The sequence below is a fragment of the Frankia sp. CcI156 genome, from assembly GCF_001983015.1.
GTDB lineage: Bacteria > Actinomycetota > Actinomycetes > Frankiales > Frankiaceae > Frankia > Frankia casuarinae.
Genome location: NZ_MOMD01000009.1, coordinates 11,345 through 32,477 on the forward strand (window position 1 = coordinate 11,345; position 21,133 = coordinate 32,477).

Below are 21,133 nucleotides of genomic sequence, written 5' to 3' on the forward strand. Positions count from 1 at the left end.
ATGTGGGGCATCGCCGGCCCTGAGGAGACCCTGCGCGGGCGCGCCGTCGTGGCCGCGGTCGTGCTCCTGACCGTCGCCCTGATCCTCCAGGTCTCCGTGATCGCCCGGCTGGGTCTGCCCGGTGGCCGGCTTGACCTMATGCTCGTTCTGTTGGCAGCGATCGCGCTGATCGAGGGGCCATTGCTCGGCGCGGTCRCCGGCTTCGTGGCGGGATTGCTGGCCGATCTGTCCTCCAGTCATGTCCTCGGTCAGACTGCTCTCGTTTTGTGTCTGATCGGTTACGCTGTCGGACTGGCGATGGATGCGGCGGAGCGGTCGGTGGTGGTTCCCCTGGCGGCGATCGGTGGGGCGAGTGTGCTGGGCACTCTMGGATACGCCGCCACCACCTCGATCCTCGGTGAGGCGGCGTTGACGGGAGGTCAGGCTGTGCTGCGGGCGTTGGTAGCCGGCGTCTACGCCCTCCTGCTCACCCCGTTCCTGTTCCCGTTGCTGCTCGCGGGCTCCCGGCGGCTGGCCGGCGGTCGACGGCGGGAGCCGCGGTGAACGACCGGATGCGGGTCCGCGTCCTGCTGCTGCGCGTGCTGGTCGTCTCCCTGCTCATCACACTCGGCGCGCGGCTGTGGGTGCTCCAGATCCTGGACGGTGACCGTTACCGCCGGGTTGCCGAGACCAACCGGGTCCGCGAGGTGGTGACGCCCGCGACCCGGGGGATGATCCTTGACGACAAGGGGCAGGCCCTCGTCCGAAACCRTACGTCGCTGGTCATCTCGGTGAACCGGTCGACCACGGATCGGCAGGCCGACCAGGGCAGGGCCGTCCTCGCCCGCCTCGCCGCGGTGATCGGCACCCCCGCGGACGAGCTCGCCCGGCGAATCCGGTTCTGTAGCGCCCAGGTGAAGCCGCCCTGCTGGAACGRATCGCCCTACCAGCCGGTACCGGTCGCCAAGGACGTCAGTCCGCGGCAGGCCCTCGCCGTCATCGAACATCCCGACCGCTTCCCCGGTGTCTCCGCCGACCTGCAGGCCGTCCGCGAGTACCCGCATGGCGCGCTGGCCGCGCACGAGCTGGGCTATCTCGCGCCGGTCAGTCAGGACCAGYTCGACAAGCAGGGGGATGAGAAGGGCTACCACCTCAACAGCCTGATCGGCGTCGCCGGTCTGGAGAGCACCTATGACGACGAGCTGCGCGGCACCGACGGGGTGGAACGCCTGGAGGTGGACCGGTTCGGCCGGGTGGCCGGTACCGCGTCGACCATCGCGCCGCTCAGCGGTGACCACCTGGTGCTCAACCTCGACCTCGACGTGCAGCAGGCGGTCGAGCAGGCGCTGACGGAAACGATCAAGAAGCTCGGGGGCGGCCCGCGCACCGCCTCCGCGGTTGTGCTGGACGTGCGCACCGGCGGGGTGATCGCGATGGCGAGCCTGCCGTCCTACGACCCGTCGGTCTTTAGCGGTGGGGTCTCGGAGAGCGATTACCGGGCGCTGTCCGATCCCGCGAACGGCATCCCGCTGCTCTCGCGGGCCTACCAGGGGTCGGGGCCGGCCGGCTCCACCTTCAAGGCCATCTCCACCGCCGTCGCGATRCAGAACCTGGGCGCCAAGGGGAACGACCGCTACGACTGCGCGCCCAGCCTGCAGATCGGTGACCAGGTCTTCCACAATTTCGACGGCGAGTCGGCCGGTCCGATCACCCTGCACCAGGCGCTGGTCATTTCCTGTGACGTCATCTTCGACAAGTTCGCCTACGACGCCTGGCTCGCGGACGGCGGGCTGCGTAACGGCCGTGGGCCCTACTCCCCCCCGAAAGAATACTTCGTCAAGATGGCCCAGGCGATGGGCTTCGGCCGGACCACCGGGCTGGATCTGCCCGGCGAGACGCGGGGCTCCGTCGTCGACCGCGCCGGCGCCAAGGCGATCTGGGCGGAGCTCAAGGACTCCTACTGCCGGCGGGCCAAGAACGGCTACCCGGAGGAACCCGACCCGGCCAAGGCCGAGCGGTACCGCAAGTACGCCGCCGAGGCGTGCGTTGACGGCTACCTGTACAACGCCGGTGCCGCCACCCAGTTCGCGATCGGCCAAGGCCAGTACCTGTCGCTGAGCCCGCTGCAGCTCGCCGTCGCCTACGCGGCCATCGCCAACGGCGGCACCCTGTACAAGCCCACCCTCGCCAAGGCCACCGTGTCTCCGGACGGCAAGGTCGTCAGGACCTTCGCGCCGCGCCGGGCCGGGACGCTGCCGGTCTCACCGGAGAACCTCGCCTACATCCGGGACAGCCTGCGCGGGGTGACGACGGAGGGCGGGGGCACCGCCACCGGCGTCTTCGCGGACTGGCCGAGCGACGTCGTCCCGATCGCGGCGAAGACCGGAACCRCCGAGGTTGAGGGTAAAGGGGACACCTCCTGGTTTGCCTCCTTCGCGCCGGCGAACGACCCCCAGTTCGCCGTCGTGGTCACCATCCCGGACTCCGGGACCGGCGCGGAGTTCGCGGCTCCGGTGGCCAAACAGATCTACCAGGCAATCTACGGTGTCGGCCGGCCGGCGGCGATGCCGGGTGGGAAACCGCCGGCCGGGCTGCCGAAGCTCAACCGGGACGGGACGATCGCGGCGGCGTCACCGCAGCCCGCCCCCGCGACGCTGGCCTCGCCGGCCGGATCGGCGCCGGGCCCGGCCGCCCCCCTGCCCGGCACCAGCGGCGCGGGCGTGACGGCGACGGGCCGGGCGCCGCCCTGACGGCCACCTCGTGCCGTGAGGACGGCGCCTCGGGATGGGGGCGGGGTCTCGGGGGATGGGGTGGGAGCCCAGGACGTGAATGTCGTGTCGGCGTGACGGTGGTGGCGGGAGGCGCAGTGGTAGACGAAGCGGGACCCACCGCACTTCGATCGTCTCCGGTGCCCATCCGGGGGCGGATCGGGCACCTGCGGGAGAGGGCTTCCGGGCCCCACTCGCCGCTGCGCCGGCTCGACTGGCCGCTGCAGCTCTGCGTCATCGCGTTGTCCGTTCTCGGTGCTCTGCTGGTCTGGTCGGCGACCCGCCAGCGGCTCAGCGAGGCGGGCAGTGATCCCAACACCTTCCTCGATCGGCACCTGCTGAACCTGGCCATCGGGCTGGTGCTCGGCGCGGTTGCGACCGTCATCGACTACCGGGCGGTGCGGGCCTACGCGCCCTTCGTCTATCTCGGCTCGCTCGTCGGGCTCGTCGCGGTACTCCTGTTCGGTTCGACGATCAACGGCGCACACTCGTGGATTGTGCTGCCTGCCGGCTTCCAGCTGCAGCCGTCCGAGTTCGCCAAGATGGCGCTCGTGGTCGGCGCGGCGATGATCCTCGGTGAGAAACACGAGGACCGGCACACGGGAGTCCGGCGCGGCGCCCCTGGCCAYGGTGACGTGCTGCTCGTGCTCGGGCTCGCCGTGGTCCCGATCGGCTTGATCATGTTGCAGCCGGACTTCGGTACCGTCATGGTTCTGGTCTTCACCACCCTCGGCATGCTGGCGGTCAGCGGCGCGCCGCGCCGATGGGTGCTGGGGCTGATCCTCTGCGGTGTGCTGTTCGGCGGCGCGATCCTCCAGTTCCATCTTCTGAAGCCGTACCAGGAGGCCCGGCTGACCTCGTTCGTCTCCGAGAACAAGRCATCGTCCGGCACGGGCTACAACGTCGACCAGGCGATGATCGCGATCGCCAACGGCGGAATCTCCGGACGGGGCCTGCTGCACGGCCAGCAGACCCAGGGCCAGTTCGTCCCGGAACAGCAGACGGACTTCGTGTTCAGTGTCGCGGGGGAGGAGTTGGGATATCTCGGGGGTGGCGGAATCATCGTGTTGCTCGGCGTGGTTCTGTGGCGGGCCCTGTCGATCGGCTTCGGCTCGCAGGACTCCTTCGGCGCGCTCGTCGCCACCGGGGTCGTCTCCTGGTTCACCTTCCAGGCGTTCGTCAACATCGGCATGTGCCTGGGCATCATGCCGGTCACCGGCCTGCCGTTGCCTTTTCTCTCCTACGGCGGTTCGTCGATGTTCGCAAAMATGATTGCTGTCGGACTCCTGCAGAACGTGCGGCTGCGATCCCGATCGGACCCGTATGCCTCCTGAGCTCGCTCGGCGGCGCTTCCCGGGTCGGCGGCGCTTCCCGGGTCGGCCGCGCTTCCCGGGTCGGCCGAGCGTCGAGGTGGACCTGGCGCGTGCCGTAGGCTCGCATGCATGTCCGGACAGTCGCTGTTCGCTCGCCTGGAGCCGCTGCTCCCGCGGGTGCGAAGGCCCGTGCAGTACGTCGGAGGCGAAGGCAACTCCACGGTCAAACCCTGGGACTCCGCGGCCGTCCGCTGGTGCCTGATGTATCCGGACGCCTACGAGATCGGCCTGCCCAACCAGGGACTACAGATTCTGTACGAGATCCTCAACGAGCAGCCGGATGTGCTCGCCGAGCGCACCTACTCGGTGTGGCCGGACCTGGAAGCGTTGCTGCGCGAGCACGGGCTGCCGCAGTTCACGGTGGACGCCCACCGCGCGGTGGGCGATTTCGACCTGTTGGGCGTCAGCTTCGCCACCGAACTCGGGTATACCAACCTGCTGACGGCACTCGATCTTGCCGGGATCTCGTTGCACGCGGCCGAGCGCACCGACGCCGATCCGCTGGTCGTCGCGGGGGGGCATGCCGCCTTCAATCCCGAGCCGATCGCCACGTTCGTCGACGCCGTCGTGCTCGGCGACGGCGAGCAGGCCGTGCTGGGCATCACCGACGTGGTTCGCGCCTGGAAGGCGGCCGGGAGTCCCGGTGGCCGGGGCGAGCTGTTGCACCGGCTGGCCTGCCGGCGCCTGGTGTACGTGCCGGCGTTCTACGACGTCTCCTACCGGCCCGACGGCCGTATCCGGTCGGTCACCCGCAACCGGGACGACGTGCCGGCCCGGCCGAGCAAGCACACGCTGTCCGATCTCGACTCCTGGCCGTATCCGAAGGCTCCGCTGGTCCCGCTCGCYGAGACGGTGCACGAGCGGATGAGCGTGGAGATCTTCCGCGGCTGCACCCGGGGCTGCCGGTTCTGCCAGGCCGGGATGATCACCCGTCCGGTGCGTGAGCGCAACATCGCCACCATCGGTGCGATGGTCGACGCGGGGCTGCGCGCGACGGGCTTCTCCGAGGTCGGCCTGCTGTCGTTGTCGAGCGCGGACCACACCGAGATCGGCGAGATCGCCACCGGTCTCGCCGACCGGTACGAGGGCGCCAACGTCTCGTTGAGTCTGCCGTCCACTCGGGTGGACGCCTTCAACGTCACGCTCGCGAACGAATTCTCCCGTAACGGCCGGCGTAGCGGGCTGACCTTCGCCCCCGAGGGCGGCTCCGAGCGGCTGCGTCGGGTCATCAACAAGATGGTCAGTGCCGAGGACCTGGTCCGCACCGTTAGCACCGCTTACGCTCACGGCTGGCGGCAGGTGAAGCTCTATTTCATGTGCGGCCTGCCGACCGAGACCGACGAAGACGTGCTGGAGATCGCCGACCTCGCCAGGGAGGTCATCCGGGCCGGTCGGCGGGTCAGCGGGCAGCGCGACATCCGCTGCACCGTGTCGATCGGCGGGTTCGTGCCCAAGCCRCACACCCCGTTTCAGTGGGTGGGGCAGGCGCCGCACGAGGTGACCRACGCCCGGCTGAAGCTGCTCCGTGATGCCGTGCGCGCCGATCGTGAGGTGGGTCGGGCGATCGGTTTCCGTTACCACGACGGTCGGCCTGGCATCATCGAGGGCCTGCTGGCCCGCGGTGACCGCCGGGTGGCTGCGGTGATCGAACGGGTCTGGCGAGACGGCGGCCGCTTCGACGGCTGGAACGAGTACTTCTCGTTCGAACGCTGGGAGTCYGCGTGCGCGGCGGAGCTCGAACCGCTGGGGGTGTCGCTGGACTGGTTCACCACCCGCGAGCGTGACGAACGCGAGGTGCTGGCCTGGGATCACCTCGACGCGGGCCTCGACCGGGACTGGCTGTGGGCTGATTGGCAGGATGCGCTGAGCGGGAATGAGCTCGATGACTGTCGCTGGACACCCTGCTACGACTGCGGGGTCTGTCCAACGATGGGCACCGACACCCAGATCGGCCCGACCGGACGTCGGCTGCTCCCCGTGCTTGCGGTGTCGAACCTCCAGGGCCCCGGGTCCGGGCAGGCCGAGCGACCRCAGCCGGCCATTCAACCCGATCCCGCGACCACGCCGCGGCTCGCCCCGGCTCCGGTGGGCAGTGGCGCGGCGACCTGAGGRGCCGCCGCCTCCGCCGGTGGTCGAACGGGTGCGACTTCGTTTCGCGAAGCGGGGCCGGCTGAGATTCCTCTCACATCGGGACGTGGCGCGAACGTTCGAGCGCGCATTGCGCCGCGCCGGGGTCCCGATGGCCTATTCGGCGGGATTCAGTCCGCATCCGCGGATCTCGTGGCTGGGTGCCGCGCCGACCGGGGCAGCCAGTGAGGCCGAATACGTCGAGCTGGCCCTGGCAGCCTCGGTCGATCCGGAGGCGCTGCGGGTCGGCCTGGACGCCGTTCTTCCGCCGGGGCTGGACGTGCTCGCGTGCCACCGGGCGGAAGGCGGCAGCCTCGCCGAGCGGATCGACGCCTCGCGGTGGTCGGTACGGTTGCCGGGTGCCTCCGGTCCGGAGGTCTCCGCCGCCGTGCGGGAGCTGTTGCGCCGCGACGTGGTCGAAGTTGAGCGGGCGACGAAGGACGGCAGGCGACGGTTCGATGTGCGCGCGGCAGTGGTCTCCGCCGTTTGCCGCGCAGAGAACGACACGTGTGCGATACTGGAGATGGTCGTGCGGCACACGACGCCCGCTGTACGACCAGACGACGTGCTGACCGCCCTAGGCGTGGTAGCCGGCCTGCGCTCGTCGGCGCCGCCCGAGTCCACCCGGCTCGAACAGGGCCGACTGTGTGAGGACGGCACTGTGGCGGACCCGCTGGCGCAGGACCGCAACGGCGCTGGCCGGCTGGTGGGTTGAACCTCAGCGTGTTGCAGGGCGTCGCAGGATTCCCCGGCGGTACCCGCGCCGGACCGAGACAGTGGCTTCTGCGCGGTCGCGACTGCATGAGCAGCGCGCCCGGGAGCCCGAGAGGCTTCTTAACCCGTGCCCGACGACGATCTGACCATCCAGACTGAATCCGAGCCCACCCGACCGGCGGCGCGTAGGCGCAGGGCCGCGGGACGAGCGGCAGGCCCACCCGCCGACGACCATGCCACCGCCGGGCCGAACGTGACCGATGTGGCGCCAGCCGGGAATCCGGTTCCGGACGACCCGGCCGTCGCACAGGTCCCGGGCGGGCCCCTTCGAGACGAGACCTCCGGCGACGCACCCTCGGCGCCGGCCGAGGGCCGGCGCCGTCGCCGGGACGCCGGTTCGACCACCCGCGCCCGGATGACCCGCGGCTCCGCCAGGGCCAGGATGGAACCGGCGGATACCACCGAAGCCGACGCTCCCTCGACCACCCCGGTCGGCGAACCAGGTCCGGTCGATAAACCCGCCACCGTCGAATCCGTCACTGTCGTCCCGGCCCGGGACGACACGGCCCGGGACGACACGGTGGAGGCCACCGAACCGGTGCCGGCGCGGCGCACCCGGGCGGCACGCAGCCGCCGCGCGGTGCGTGAGGTGACCGAGGTGCCGGTTGCCCCTCCCGCCGAGGACGCCCCTCCCGCCGAGGACGCCCCTCCCGCCGAGGACGCCCCTCCCACCGAGGACGCGCCGCGGGACGTCGTATCGCCGGACGTCGCTGCGAAGCCGAAACGGACCAGGGCCCGTCGTGCCATCTCCGGACTGATGACGCCCGCTGCCGCGGTGCCGGACCCGGCCGGGTCCGGCACCGCGGCGGCCGGGCCGGTCGCCGCCGGGCCTGGCGATGCGACCATCCTCGGTCCGGCGATGCCGGATGTCGGTGCGACCGGGTCCGTCGGTGTACCCGCGGGTTCGACCGCCGCCGTGGCGTCGGCTCCCGACACGCCCGGGCCTACGGACACATCCGGGCCTACGGACACGCCTGGGCCCACGGAACCGGAGTCCGCGCAGCCCGGGACCGACGAGCCCGGCGTCGCCGAGCCGGCGGCCCGGGAGTCGACCGCTGAGTCGAGATCTGCCGAGCCGAGCTCTGCCGAGCCGAGCTCTGCCGAGCCCGAGGCCGGCAGCACCCGGAGCGCGGCGACAAGGGCCAGGCGGGCGACCGCTCCGACCTGGGCCGGGATCCATAACGAGCCGGTCGTCGAGACGATGATCCGTCCCGTGCTCCGGCGACCGGCCGCCATGGTGACCTTCCAGGCTCCCGAACCGGCGGTCGTGGAGGCTCGCTGGCGGCGTGCCGCCGAACTCGGATCCGCCGCCACCGCGGTGGATGCCGTGGCGGGCACGGCGTTCCCGTCCGCCGAGCGGCGGCATGCCGAGGCACCGGCTCACCCCCGGGACGAGGCGGACGTGGCCACCGATCCCGACACGACCGATCCCGACACGATGGGCGACCTCACGGGCGGCGAGGAGGACAGCGAATTCGACGACGACCCGGATGGGGGCGGCTCGGCCTCCACCCGCCGTCGGCGCCGTGGTCGCCGTGGTCGTGGTCGGGCCCGGGGCGACGAGGACGGCGTGGAGTCCGGCCCGGAGGACGGCGCCGCGGCCGCGGACGACACGGGTCGCGAGGGTGTGGCACAGGACACGGACGGTGTGGACGGCTCGTCCGTGGCCGGGCAGGGAACCGGGTCGGTGCCCGCCGTCGCGTCGGATGAGGGCGCCGAGACGACCCCCGGCGCGGCGGAGGAAAGTGCCGAGCGTGACGGTGAGGACGAGGACGACCGGCTGGGAGGGGCCCGCCGTCGGCGGCGGCGGCGCCGTCGCGCCGGCGGCGACGAGCCGGCGCTCGCCGACGACCCGCCGAACACGGTCGTCCACGTCCGGGAGACCCGCAAGGACGAGGACCTGGTCCGGGGGCTGAGCGGGTCCACCCGTCTGGAGGCCAAGCGTCAGCGGCGCCGGGAGGGCCGCGACAGTGGTCGGCGTCGGCCACCGATCGTCACCGAGGCGGAGTTCCTGGCCCGGCGGGAGTCGGTCGAACGCCGGATGGTCGTCCGCCACGCGGGGGAGCGCACCCAGATCGCCGTGCTGGAGGACGGGGTACTCGTCGAGCACTTCGTGACCCGGGCGAGCTCGTCGTCCTATGCGGGCAACGTCTACCTCGGCCGAGTACAGAACGTGCTGGCCAGCATGGAGGCGGCCTTCGTCGACATCGGTAAGGGACGCAATGCCGTCCTCTACGCCGGCGAGGTCAACTACGACGCATCCGGGCTGGACGGYCGGCCTCGCAAGATCGAGCAGGTGCTCAAGTCCGGTCAGTCGGTCCTGGTCCAGGTGTCCAAGGATCCGATCGGGCACAAGGGCGCGCGGCTCACCAGCCAGATCAGTCTGCCGGGGCGGTACCTGGTGTTCGTCCCGGACGGACAGAACGCCGGGATCAGCCGCAAGTTGCCGGACACCGAACGAGCTCGGCTCAAGAGCATCCTGAAGAAAATCACGCCCGAGGACGGTGGGGTCATCGTGCGCACCGCAGCCGAGGGTGCCAGCGAGGCCGAGCTGGAACGCGACATCGAGCGGCTCGCCGCCCAATGGGAGGACATCGAGCGCAAGGCGAAGAAGGCGTCGGCGCCCTCGCTGCTCTACGGCGAGCCGGACCTGGTCGTCCGGGTGATCCGGGACATCTTCAACGAGGACTTCACCGAGCTGGTCGTCCAGGGCTCGGGTGAGGCCATCACGATCGAGGAGTACATCGACACAGTGGCTCCCGACCTGCGGTCGCGGATCCGCCGCTACACCGGAACCGGTGACGTCTTCGCCGAGTACCGGGTAGACGAGCAGCTCGCCAAGGCCCTCGACCGCAAGGTCTGGCTGCCCTCGGGTGGATCGCTCGTCATCGACCGGACCGAGGCGATGACGGTCATCGACGTCAACACGGGCAAGTTCACCGGCAAGGGCGGCAACCTCGAGGAGACGGTCACCAAGAACAACCTGGAAGCCGCCGAGGAGATCGTCCGTCAGTTGCGGCTGCGGGATATCGGTGGCATCATTGTCATCGACTTCATCGACATGGTTCTGGAGAGCAACCGAGAACTGGTCCTGCGCCGGCTCACCGAGTGCCTTGGCCGGGACCGTACCCGGCACCAGGTCGCCGAGGTGACCAGCCTCGGGCTGGTCCAGATGACCCGCAAGCGGGTGGGGCAGGGCCTGCTGGAGGCGTACAGCGAGCCGTGCGTGCACTGCAACGGCCGCGGGGTGGTCATCCACCTCGACGGCGGCAGCGGTGCACACGCCGCAGCCGGCGTGCCGAGCGGGACCATTGTGTCCGGTGCCGGTCAGCCGACTCCGGTGGCGGTGCCCGCGCCGGCGGAGGGGTCCGGGTCCGGTCGTCGGGTCCGCTCCTCGTCCGCGAGTGCCGTGTCCGCGAGTGCCGTGTCCACGAGTGCCGTGTCCACGAGTGCCGTCGACGGCCCCGCGATCATCGCCGCCGCGTCGGCCGAGCCTACGTCCGCATCCGAATCCGAGGCGTCCGGCGGACCTGGCGAACCCATCGGATCCGCCGCATCATCGACGCCCGACGCCGCGGAGAACGTCGCCGTGACGGCCGGCGAGGGTGCGATAGCCACCGCGGGCGTTACCGCCGCGGATACGGTGCCCGCGCCCGAGCCCGCGCATGCGGCCGACAGTGCGGCGGGGCCGGCGGGCGGGGCCGCAGCTGCCGCCGCCCCGGGACTCGGGGCAGCCGGTTCCCCAGCCGGGTCGAACGGGCATGTGCCCGCTGGCGGTGGCTCCGGCGCGGGCGGCCTCGAGGAGGCCCTGCCGCCGGTGTACGCCAACTCCGATGATCCCGACAGCCTCGCGACCGCGGACAACGCCTTGTCCACTGTGGGCAAACCGGCCCGGGGCCGACGACGGCGGGCCTCCCGGCCGGTGTCCAAGCCGGCCGAGTCGCTGGAGTCCGTGCCCTCGGCGGAACCCCCGAGCGCCTGACCCGCCAGAGATCCGGTGCCGCTGGTCCGTCAGCTTGTCTCTGGAGCGGAAGGACCCCGCGGCGTCCGGCGTGGGATGCTCGTCGTGGGCGCCCCCAGCTGATCGAGGCTTGGCGGAGAGCCGGACCGGCCGTTCAGGCGGCGGTCGGCCCGGCCCGACTCGGCCCGGCCCGACTCGGCCCGGCGGCCGGGCCCGGGCGCACGAGCCCGCGGCCGGCATTCTCCCGCAGTAGCAGGTCGAGGGTGGCCCGGGAACGGGACAAGGCTACCTCGATCGCCTGACGGGCCCGTCCTGGATCGCCCATCTGCAGGGCATAGGAGGCGATGGTCAGCGACTGCACCAGATCGTCCTGATCGGCGAGGTTCGGGATCATCCGACCGCGTAGGACCGGCTCATCGGCCGCGTAGGCGGGATCGGCCGCCTCTCCCGGGTCTCCCGCCTCTCCCGCCTCTCCCGCCTCGAGACCACCGGACGGCCGGCCCTTCATCCCGGAATCGGGCAATCCCCACGCGGATGGACCCCGCCGGCGCAGCGCGATCCATCCGGCCGTGGCCGCGGTGCCCAGCGTCCAACAGGCGCCTGCCCAGGGCGGTAGGCCGGCGAAGGCCGTGAGGGTGAGACCRACGACGACCAGCACGGTCAGCGCGCCCGTCGCGGCGGGGACCGTGYCGGGAACCGAGCCGTAACGACGGGCGGCGGTGGCCGCCGGGCGGCAGACGACAGCCAGAGCGACGGCGGTACCGGCTCCCGCGSCCCAGATCACCAGCTGCCAGTACATCCTCGTCACCCCCGACGCGATCTCATTCCCGGCGCCGAAGCCTCACGATCCATCGTGGAACTCCGCCATGTGGACGATCCATGCTTCTCTCTCCTCAGTGGCCTACACCATGGCCCGTCCGGGTCATCCCTGGATATGACCCGGACGAGCGGGGCGAGGACCCGCGATGAGATCCGCCCGGCGGGCCCGTCGGGTGCGGGACACGCGACCGCCGTGCGGGGGATGCGCGGGACGGAATGCGCGGTATGCGGCGGGCGCTCCTTCGCTCCGCTCCCGATGACCTGTAAGGTGGAGTCCGCATGCTCATCCGGATGGGGCGATGCTCGCTAGCGGGCAATGCTCGCTGGATGACCGCTGATCGTCCGCGTTCCGGTCGATCGCGGCCCATGCGCACCCAAAGCTCCGCGGGGAACGCCGTTTCGGGTTCCGTGCGGTCACAGCGGCATAACAACAGCAGGGAGATCTGGTGTACGCGGTCGTTGCCAGCGGCGGCAAGCAGCACAGGGTCGCCGTCGGCGATGTCGTCGACGTCGAGCTCCTTTCCGGAGAGCCGGGCGCGGCCGTGAACCTTCCGGCGCTCCTGCTCGTCGATGGCGAGTCGGTCACCCACGACGCCGACGCTCTCGCGTCCGTCGCGGTCACCGCCGAGGTCGTCGGCGTCGTCAAGGGTCCGAAGATCCGGATCCACAAGTTCAAGAACAAGACCGGCTACCACAAGCGCCAGGGTCACCGCCAGAAGCTGACGCGTCTCAAGGTGACTGGCATCGAGACCGGGAAGGCCTGAGCGGGATGGCGCACAAGAAGGGCGCGAGTTCCTCGCGCAACGGGCGGGATTCGAACGCGCAGCGGCTGGGCGTGAAGCGCTTCGGCGGCCAGTACGTGAAGGCCGGCGAGATCATCGTCCGTCAGCGCGGGACCCATTTCCACCCGGGTGATCTGGTCGGGCGCGGCAAGGACGACACGCTGTTCGCGCTCTCGCCCGGGCACGTGCGRTTCGGCCATCGGCGGGGCCGTCGGGTCGTGAACGTGGTGGCCGAGGCGGCGGTACCCGCTTAATCTGATCGTCAAGGCCACGCCGTCGGTTCGACGGCGTGGCCTTGGTTGCCGTCAGATGGCGATCATCGGCGATCACTGGTGAGCCAGCAGCCGCGCGTACCACCGCCCTTCCGGGCGTGGTTGCGCGGCTTTGGCGCCTCTCTCGCGGGGAGGGATGTAGAGAGGAGGCGGTGATGCCGACGTTCGTCGACCGGGTGGTGCTGCACGCGACGGCCGGGGACGGCGGTCACGGCTGTGCCTCCATCCACCGGGAGAAGTTCAAGCCGCTGGGCGGGCCGGACGGCGGTGACGGCGGCCGGGGTGGTGACGTCCGCCTCGTGGTGGACCCGAGCGTGACCACCCTGCTCGACTTCCACTTCCATCCGCATCAGCGCGCCTCTCGGGGACGCCCCGGCCAGGGGTCGAACCGGCACGGAGCGGACGGTGCGGACCTCGTCCTCCCGGTGCCGGACGGAACCGTCGTGCTGACAGAGGACGGCGAGCAGATCATCGACCTGGTCGGACCGGGCAGCGCGTTCGTACTGGCCCGCGGCGGCCGYGGGGGGCGGGGCAACGCGGCGCTCGCGTCGGCCCGCCGCAAGGCCCCCGGGTTCGCCGAACTCGGCGAGCCCGGCGAGCAGCTCGACGCCGTGCTGGAACTCAAGACCGTGGCCGACGTCGCGCTCGTCGGTTTTCCCAGCGCCGGCAAGTCCTCCCTGGTGTCGGTGCTCAGCGCGGCCAAGCCGAAGATCGCCGACTATCCCTTCACGACGCTGGTGCCCAATCTCGGCGTGGCGCAGGCGGGTGATCGTCCTCCTTACACGGTCGCGGACGTCCCCGGCCTGATTCCGGGCGCCAGCGAGGGACGCGGGCTGGGCTTGGAGTTCCTCCGGCACATCGAACGCTGCTCGGTGATCGTGCATGTGCTGGACTGCGCCACCCTGGAACCGGGTCGTGATCCGATGACCGACCTCGACGTCATCGAGGCCGAGCTCGCCGCCTACTCCGCCGATCTGTCCGACCGTCCCCGGCTGGTCGTCCTCAACAAGATCGACGTTCCGGACGCCGCGGAGCTCGCGGAGCTCGTCGCTCCCGAGCTGCGAGCCCGTGACCTCGCGGTCTTCGCGGTGAGTACCGCGACCCGACGTGGYGTGCACGCGCTGTCCCTGGCCTTGGCCGACCTCGTCGCCCAGCACCGGGCGGCCGCGCCGGCCCGGGCGGCGACCCGCATCGTGCTGCGTCCCCGCGCGGTGAACGAGCCCGACTTCACGGTGCGCCCCCTCGGCGACGGTTTCCTGATCACCGGGTCGAAGCCCGAGCGCTGGGTGCGGCAGACCGACTTCACCAACGACGAGGCGATCGGCTTTCTCGCCGACCGGCTCGCCCGCCTCGGCGTGGAGAAGGAGCTCGCTCGCCTCGGCGCCACCGCGGGAGCGGAGGTGACCATCGGCGAGGTCACGTTCGACTGGGAGCCGACGCTGAGCGGCGGCGGGCTGGGGAACGGTGGGCTGGGTGTTGATGATCATCCGGGTGGCGACGGGCTCGCCGAGACCGGTCCGGGTGGCCGCGGGCCGGCCGGCACCGCGGCCTCCGGTGCGGCACCGTCACCCGGCCGAGGTGGGGACACGGGTTCCTCGGTGTCCCTCGGACCGCGCGGGACCGACGACCGGTTGCGGGCCTCGGTGCGGTTGACCCGGGCCGAACGGATGGCTCGCCGCGCCGCCGCCGTCGTCGACCCGGCGGTACGAGGAGAACCGGCGGGTCGAGGAGAAGAAGAAGGATGAAGGCGTGCGTCCGTTCGTGACCGACGCGCGCCGGGTCGTCGTCAAGGTCGGTTCGTCCTCGCTGACGACGGCCGCCGGCGGTCTGGACGTCGACCGGCTTGAGGCGCTGGTGGCCGCGGTGCTRCCCCGGGCCGGACAACAACTGGTGCTGGTGTCCTCCGGGGCCATCGCCGCGGGTCTCGCCCCGCTCGGCCTGGCCCGGCGGCCGCGTGACCTCGCCACCCAGCAGGCGGCGGCGAGCGTCGGCCAGAGCTCGCTCGTACACAGCTACGCGGCGGCGTTCGGACGGGCCGGTCACCAGGTCGGCCAGGTGCTGCTGACGGCGACCGATGTGATCCGCCGCACCCACTACCGTAACGCCCGGACCGCGCTCGACCGGCTGCTTGAGCTCGACGTCATCCCGATCATCAACGAGAACGACGCGGTGGCCACCCAGGAGATCCGGGTCGGCGACAACGACCGGCTCGCCGCGATTGTCGCCCATCTCGTGTCGGCGGATCTGCTGGTGCTTCTGTCCGACGTGGACGGCCTGTACGACGCCAACCCCAGGCTGGGCCCGGCGACCATGGTGCGCGAGGTGCGTTCGGATACCGACCTGGACGGGCTGACCGCCCGGGGCACGGGCACCGCCGGTGTCGGGGTCGGCGGGATGGCTACCAAGATCGAGGCGGCCCGGATGGCGGCTTCCGGCGGCGTCACGGCGATCATCACCTCGGCCGCGAACGCCGCACCGGTGCTGCGGGGGGAGGAGGTCGGCACCGTCTTCCACCCCACCGGGTCGCGTCGGGCCTCCCGCCTGCTCTGGCTGGCGCACGCGACCGCACCCGAGGGCCGGCTGCACTTGGACTCCGGGGCGGTGGCCGCGGTGGTACGGCGGCGGGCGTCGCTGCTGCCCGCCGGGATAACCGGCGTGGAGGGGGACTTCGCCGCCGGGGACCCGGTGGACCTGGTCGACCCCGACGGGCGGTCCGTGGCGCGGGGGCTCGTCGCCTTCGACGCGGCGGAGCTGCCCGTGATGCTCGGGCGTTCGACGGCCGACCTCGCCATGGAACTCGGACCGTCGTACGAACGTGAGATCGTCCACCGCGACGACCTCGTGCTGCTGCTGCCGGCCCGCTGACCCGGCCGGCTACTCACCCGACCCGGGCTGAGGTGACAGCCAGGCGCGCCGGCCCGGGACAAGACCGTCCAGATAGCTATCCATATAATTAGACATATCGGATTGGGGATGGCTTTGACGACGATATTCCAGTGGAAACCGGCGTCTATCGCGCCTCGTGGCCCGGAATTCGAGAGAGCCCGTCAACAGTTCTTTCCCGGCATTTCACCCCGGCTACCCGGAAAGCCGCCGATAAAACTGAAGGGGTCTCGGCGCAAAAAATAGCGACGGCGGCGAATAGCGCTTCCGGAGTCGGGTAACCTTCCCTCGGCGGGCAAGAGGTCGAATCTGTTGAGAGAGGTTATTTCGTCATGAGAATGCGTAGGACCGTGGGTCTCCTCGCCTCGGCCGGAGCCGCCGGCGCGCTGACGCTGGCATCGGCCCTTCCCGCGAGCGCGGATTTGAACAGTTCGAATGTCTTGATCGGCGGCGTCGCCAGGTGCCCGGCCAGCGCCGCGGCGGGCGTGGCGGTCCGCACGACGGCCGGCGAGTTCGACTCGTCCGGCGTCGGCGCCGGCGGCTTCTACAGCCTGAGCCTCCAGCAGGTTCCGGTGGCCGGCACGAGCGCCACCTTCAGCGTCCAGTGTTCCGACAGCTCTGACAACTACAGCCGTACCTTCCCCCTCCAGAGACCGTTCAGTGGAAAGTCGGTCACCATAAACTTGTTCTCGTAACCGGACATCTCCGTTGAAGACTCGATGAAATGATCTGATCCCTGGTCCGCTCGGCAATGCCGAAATGGCCGCCACCGGAATCCGGTGGCGGCCATTTCCGATCCCGGGTCCTGGCCTGGGGGCGGTTTTCCCGGCTAGGCCAGCCGAGTAGTGGTGTGCCCGGGTCAGTGGTGCGTCCGGGTCAGGACGTGGTCTCGACCCGGCTGCCGCCGACCCCTTTGACGACCCGGATTTGGTTCGGGATGCGCTGGCGCAGCTCGGTGACATGGCTGACGACGCCGACGAGCCGGCCGCCGGAACGCAGTTCGTCGAGAACGGTCATCACCTCGTCGAGGCTGTCCGGGTCGAGCGTGCCGAAACCCTCGTCGATGAACAGCGCGTCCATCCGCCGGCCTCCCGCCTCGGCCGTCACGACGTCGGCGAGCCCGAGGGCCAGTGACAGCGCCGCCTGGAAGGTCTCCCCGCCGGACAGGGTGGCGGTGTCGCGCCGCCGGCCGGTCCAGGCGTCGTCGACCAGCAGCCCGAGGCCGGCGCGCCGACGCTTGTCGCGGCTTTCCCCCGCGTCGTGCACCAGGGTGAACCGACCGCTGCTCATCGCCGCGAGCCGATGGCTGGCGGCGGCGGCCACCTCTTCCAACCGAGCCGCCAGCACGAAGCTGGACAGCGGCATGCGCTCGGTGTTGGCACCCCGCCCGGCGGCCAGATCGGCGAGGCCCCGCAGCTCGTCCGCCGCCTCCCGCAGCGGATCCAGGGTAGTGAGCTTCTCGGTGAACTCCGTGACCAGCGAGGCCAGCCGTTCGGCCCGTTCCCGGGCGCGTGCGGCCGTGGCGAGCGCGCTCTCGTGGACCTCGCGGGCGTCGGTCACGGCCGTCTCGTGGTCGGCCAGCGGGACCTCGGTGTCCGGATCGACGGCGAGATCCTCGCCCGCCAGCCTGGCCCCGACGGCGACGAGCTCGTCCCGATGGGCCCGGGCCTCGTCCGCGGCGCGGCGCATCCAGTCGGAGTCCCGCACGGCCTCGGCGGCGTCGTCCAGGTCGGAGAACCCCGCCTGCCGCGCCTGGTCGAGGGCGGCCGTCCCGGCGCGGATGTGTTCGGCCCGGGCCTGCTCGGCAGCCAGGGCCGCGGCCTGCGCGGCCTCGTGATCGGCGGCGAGGGCGGTGACGGCACGGCGGCGCGCGGCCAGGGCGTCGGGGTCGCATAGCTCCGCCGGAACGCCGGCGAGCCGTCGGACGGCGCGGTCCCGGGCGTCCGCCGCGCGTTCCCGGGCCGCCTGCGCCGCGGTCCGTGCGGCGGAATGGCGGGCCGCGGTCTCCTTCTCGTTCTCGTGGACCTCGCGCAACGCGGCCTCCGCCGCGGCGAGCTTCTTCGCCGTCCGGGTCCGGGCGCGGACCGCGTGGGTCAGCACGGCGGCGAGTTCATCGAGCCGATCCGCGACCGGCGCCCCGGAGCCGCCCAGCAGCGTCGCGACCGGAAGCGCGCGGATCTCGGCGAAGGCCGCCTCGACGCGGTCGTCCGGGTTCGCGCTGTGGTCCGGGTTCGCGCTGTGGTCCGGGTTCGCGCTGTGGTCCGGGTCCGTTGGGCCGACCAGGTCGGCGTGCAGCGCCCGGACCCGGGACTCCCAGTGGGCCACCGCCCGGCTCGCCCTCGTCGCGGCGTCGGCGAGCCGGTCCGCCTCCTGCCCGGCCGCGGTCTCGGCGTCCTTGCTCACATGGTCGGCCCGGGTCTCGGCCGGGTCGGGATGCTCCAGGGCCCCGCAGACCGGACAGGGCGTGTCATGGACAAGCGCGGCGGCGAGTTCGGCGGTGATGGCGTCGAATCGCTGCTGCCGGAGGTCGGATGCGTGGGTCCGGGCCGCGGATGCGTCTCGTTCGGCCTCGTCGGCCACGGTCCGCACCTGCCGCCCCTCCCGGACGGCGGAGGCCAGCTCCTTGGCCCACCGGGCCCGTTCGACCAGGCCGGGCAGAGCGGCGCCGGCCCGCCGGGCGACCTCCACCCGGGCCTCGGCCGCGACGCGGGCGCGGGGCAGCGTGACGCTGATCGCCTCGGCGAGTTCGGCGGCGGACCGGGTGTAGGCGGCCGTATCCTGGTCGGCCCCGGCGGCCTCCTCGGCGTCCCGCTCGGCGGCGGCGAGGGTGTCGGCCAACGTTCCCAGTCGCCCGGTCTCGGTGTGGGCGAGGCGGGCCAGGCGGGCGAGTTCCTCGGCAGGTGCTTCGGCAGGTGCCTCGGCAGGCCTCCCGGTGCCCTCCTCGGGCAGCGGTCCCGAGGGGGCGGGTTCCCCGGGAAGGAGCCCGGATGGATGGCGTCCGAGCCGGTCCCGGGCGTCGCGTTCGGCGGCCTCGGCCCGGTGGACCTCGGCGGCGCGGCGGTGGACCTCGCCCAGGGCGGGTGCGACGACGGCGGCCCGGCGGGCCGCGTCCAGCTCGGTGGCGAGCAGCTCGATCCGGGGCGCCTGTGCCGCGAGCTCCTCCTGCCGGGCGGCCAGTACCCGGCGCTGCCCGACGCGTCGGGCGAGGTCGCGTGCCTGGTCCAAGGCCTCCTCGGCCGCGGTGCGCCGCGCTGCCGCCGCGCCGGCCGCCTCGTCGGCCGAGATGGCCGCCGCCGCGGCGGTCCTGGCGAGGTCCGAGGCCCAGCCGGCGTCAGCCGTCGGATCCTCCGGCTCGTCGACGGCCGCCACCTGCGAGACCCGGGCGGTCACCCGGTCGAGCTCGGCGCGGGCCAGCGCCAGCCGTTCGGCGGCGATCTTTGCCTGGTCCAGCAGCCACTGCTCGGCGTATTCGAAGCGGTTGACGTGGAACAGCCGCTTCAGGAGCTTCTCGCGCGCACCGTGGTCGGCTTGGAGGAAGTCGGCGAAGCGTCCCTGCGGGAGCATGATGACCTGGAAGAACTGCTTGTCGCTCATGCCGACGAGCAGGTCGATCTCATGGCCGACGTCCTCCATGCGGGTGGCGACCGTCTCCCAGCCGCCGGCGCCGTCGAACCGTTCCAGCCGCGCCGTCGGATGGGCGCGGGTCGTCCCGCCGCCGCGTTTCGGCTTGTCCCAGGCGGGGCCGCGGGTGATCCGGAAACGTCCCGCCGCCACAGTGAACTCCAGCGTCACCTCCGGCCGTAGGGATGCCGCGGCGTGGTGCGAGCGCAGGTCCGGCGGCCCGGAGACCTCCCCGCGCATCCCCGGCACCCGGCCGAACAGCGCGAACCCGACCGCGTCGAGCAGCGTCGTCTTGCCGCCCCCGGTCTCCCCGCAGAGCAGGAGCAGGCCGCCGCTGCCGAGGACGTCGAAATCGATCTCGACGGTGCYGGGGAAGGCGCCGAACGCCGCCAGGGTCAGGTGGTGGGGACGCATCAGGCGACTTCCTCCTCGGCCCGGCGGGCGGCGCCGAGGGCTTCGGCGAGCAGAGCACGTTCCCGAGCCGAGGGAGCGCTGCGTACATGGGCGACGAAGGCCTCGGCGATCTCCAGCTCCGAGCGTCCCCGGGTCCGCCGGCCGAAGCTGAGTATCTCGTCTGGTTCCGTCTCCGGTTCGTGCGCGAGTCGTAGGGCGAAGGGGAACCGGTGCTGCAACCGGGCCATGGCGTCCATGGGGCGGACGGGGTCGGTCAGCACGGCGGAGACGAAGTCGGCCTCGTGCGGGGCATGGGCGGGGTCGGTGAGGAGGTCGGCAAGACTGCCGCGCAGCAGGGTCATCCGCCGCCGGGCGGGAACGCCGATGCGGGTCACGTTCCCCAGCCCGGTCGGACCGATCTCGACGAGCAGCGACGCTTTCGCGTCGCCGGACTCCGAGAAGGAGTAGGCCAGTGGCGATCCGCTGTAGCGGACGGACGGGGCGATCGCCTGTGGCCGGTGCAGATGGCCGAGCGCGGTATAGGTGATCCCCTCGAACAACCGGGCCGGCACATTGCCCACCCCGCCGACGCTGATGTCGCGTTCGCTCTCGCTCGCCGCCCCGCCGGTGACCCAGGCGTGCGCCACCACGACGGACCGGGCATCCGGATACCGTGCGAGGTCGGCCCGCACCGCGTGCATCGCCCGGTGCATCGTCGCGGCGGGGATCCCGGCGRCCGGGACGTCCGAGCCAGATGGCGCCTGCGCCGGTTCGGGAAGCTGGGAGTTCGCCGCCGACGGCTCCAGGTAGGGGATCGCGTACACCCGGACCGCCCCGGCGGGATCCTCGACGACGACCGGATCCCCGACCGCGGCCGGATCCGTCCGGATGCGGACGCGGGGGTCGAGCAGGCCGGCCTTGTCGCCGAGCCGGCGGGCCGCGTCGTGGTTGCCACTGATCACCACGACCCGGGCGCCGGCATCGCGCAGTCGGGAGAGCGCCTCGTCGAAGAGCTCCAGCGCGCCCACCGGCGGGATCGCCCGATCGTGCACGTCGCCGGCGATGAGCACGACGTCAACGCCCTCGGAACGGACGACGTCGACGAGATGATCGACGAAGGCCGCCTGGGCCGGCATCAGGTCGTGACCGTACAGGCCACGCCCGAGATGCCAGTCGGACGTGTGCAGCGCACGCATGCGAGCACGGTAGGCAATCCCGTCGAGATGATCGTCATGGSGGTCCGAACTGCGCGCCTTTCTGGCTGTTCCGGTTATCACCGTTCCGGGTCCCTGCCTGTCGCGGACCTGGCGGATCGCGGATCTGGATAACGGGATAAGGAGATGAGCTGGATAACGGGATAAGGAGATGAGTAGGTCGCGGA

The 21,133-nt window shown here is 71.7% G+C and carries 14 protein-coding genes; 11 read left to right on the forward strand and 3 right to left on the reverse strand.

Annotated elements, in window-relative coordinates; genetic code table 11:
- The 6 genes from mreD to CcI156_RS03985 all read left to right on the forward strand — a co-directional run bounded on the left by mreD (position 1) and on the right by CcI156_RS03985 (position 11,003).
- The gene (mreD, locus tag CcI156_RS03960; RefSeq protein ID WP_076804363.1) at positions 1–543 is read left to right on the forward strand and encodes a rod shape-determining protein MreD; all 543 of its coding nucleotides are present in this window, start codon (positions 1–3) and stop codon (positions 541–543) included.
- Complete coding sequence (mrdA, locus tag CcI156_RS03965) at positions 540–2,729, forward strand: penicillin-binding protein 2 (protein WP_076804330.1); 2,190 nt, start codon at positions 540–542, stop codon at positions 2,727–2,729. Before mreD ends, mrdA begins: the two co-directional genes overlap by 4 nt.
- A 116-nt stretch (positions 2,730–2,845) precedes the next feature.
- Complete coding sequence (gene rodA / locus CcI156_RS03970) at positions 2,846–4,081, forward strand: rod shape-determining protein RodA (protein ID WP_076804364.1); 1,236 nt, start codon at positions 2,846–2,848, stop codon at positions 4,079–4,081.
- A 108-nt stretch (positions 4,082–4,189) separates the two neighbouring features.
- Positions 4,190–6,229, forward strand: a complete 2,040-nt coding sequence (locus tag CcI156_RS03975; RefSeq protein ID WP_076804331.1) for a TIGR03960 family B12-binding radical SAM protein — start codon at positions 4,190–4,192, stop codon at positions 6,227–6,229.
- The gene (locus CcI156_RS03980; protein WP_076804332.1) at positions 6,213–6,962 is read left to right on the forward strand and encodes a TIGR03936 family radical SAM-associated protein; all 750 of its coding nucleotides are present in this window, start codon (positions 6,213–6,215) and stop codon (positions 6,960–6,962) included. The genes CcI156_RS03975 and CcI156_RS03980 overlap by 17 nt, the downstream gene beginning before the upstream one ends.
- 441 nt (positions 6,963–7,403) lie before the next feature.
- Positions 7,404–11,003 carry an Rne/Rng family ribonuclease gene (locus tag CcI156_RS03985; RefSeq protein WP_083342663.1) on the forward strand — a complete coding sequence of 1,200 codons (3,600 nt, stop codon included), beginning with the start codon at positions 7,404–7,406 and terminating at the stop codon, positions 11,001–11,003.
- A 133-nt stretch (positions 11,004–11,136) separates the two neighbouring features.
- Here CcI156_RS03985 and CcI156_RS03990 read toward each other — a convergent pair whose 3' ends face one another.
- Positions 11,137–11,766 carry an MFS transporter gene (locus CcI156_RS03990; RefSeq protein WP_254847263.1) on the reverse strand — a complete coding sequence of 210 codons (630 nt, stop codon included), beginning with the start codon at positions 11,764–11,766 and terminating at the stop codon, positions 11,137–11,139.
- A 481-nt stretch (positions 11,767–12,247) separates the two neighbouring features.
- Here CcI156_RS03990 and rplU point away from each other — a divergent pair, with 481 nt between their 5' ends.
- The 5 genes from rplU to CcI156_RS04015 all read left to right on the forward strand — a co-directional run bounded on the left by rplU (position 12,248) and on the right by CcI156_RS04015 (position 16,433).
- Positions 12,248–12,565, forward strand: a complete 318-nt coding sequence (gene rplU, locus CcI156_RS03995; protein ID WP_011435664.1) for a 50S ribosomal protein L21 — start codon at positions 12,248–12,250, stop codon at positions 12,563–12,565.
- A gap of 5 nt (positions 12,566–12,570) precedes the next feature.
- Complete coding sequence (rpmA, locus tag CcI156_RS04000; RefSeq protein WP_011435665.1) at positions 12,571–12,837, forward strand: 50S ribosomal protein L27; 267 nt, start codon at positions 12,571–12,573, stop codon at positions 12,835–12,837.
- 173 nt (positions 12,838–13,010) lie between these two features.
- On the forward strand, positions 13,011–14,600 hold the full coding sequence (gene obgE / locus CcI156_RS04005; protein ID WP_011435666.1) for a GTPase ObgE: 1,590 nt from the start codon (positions 13,011–13,013) through the stop codon (positions 14,598–14,600).
- A 4-nt stretch (positions 14,601–14,604) separates the two neighbouring features.
- Positions 14,605–15,720: a glutamate 5-kinase gene (gene proB / locus CcI156_RS04010; protein ID WP_011435667.1), complete on the forward strand. Its 1,116-nt coding sequence runs from the start codon at positions 14,605–14,607 to the stop codon at positions 15,718–15,720.
- A gap of 368 nt (positions 15,721–16,088) precedes the next feature.
- Complete coding sequence (locus CcI156_RS04015) at positions 16,089–16,433, forward strand: hypothetical protein (protein ID WP_235608845.1); 345 nt, start codon at positions 16,089–16,091, stop codon at positions 16,431–16,433.
- Between the two features lie 181 nt (positions 16,434–16,614).
- Here CcI156_RS04015 and CcI156_RS04020 read toward each other — a convergent pair whose 3' ends face one another.
- Both CcI156_RS04020 and CcI156_RS04025 read right to left on the reverse strand, forming a co-directional pair.
- Entirely contained in the window at positions 16,615–19,773 is a 3,159-nt protein-coding gene (locus tag CcI156_RS04020) for an AAA family ATPase (protein ID WP_076804334.1), read from the reverse strand.
- Entirely contained in the window at positions 19,773–20,948 is a 1,176-nt protein-coding gene (locus CcI156_RS04025; RefSeq protein WP_076804335.1) for an exonuclease SbcCD subunit D, read from the reverse strand. Before CcI156_RS04025 ends, CcI156_RS04020 begins: the two co-directional genes overlap by 1 nt.
- Positions 20,949–21,133: the final 185 nt, after the last annotated feature.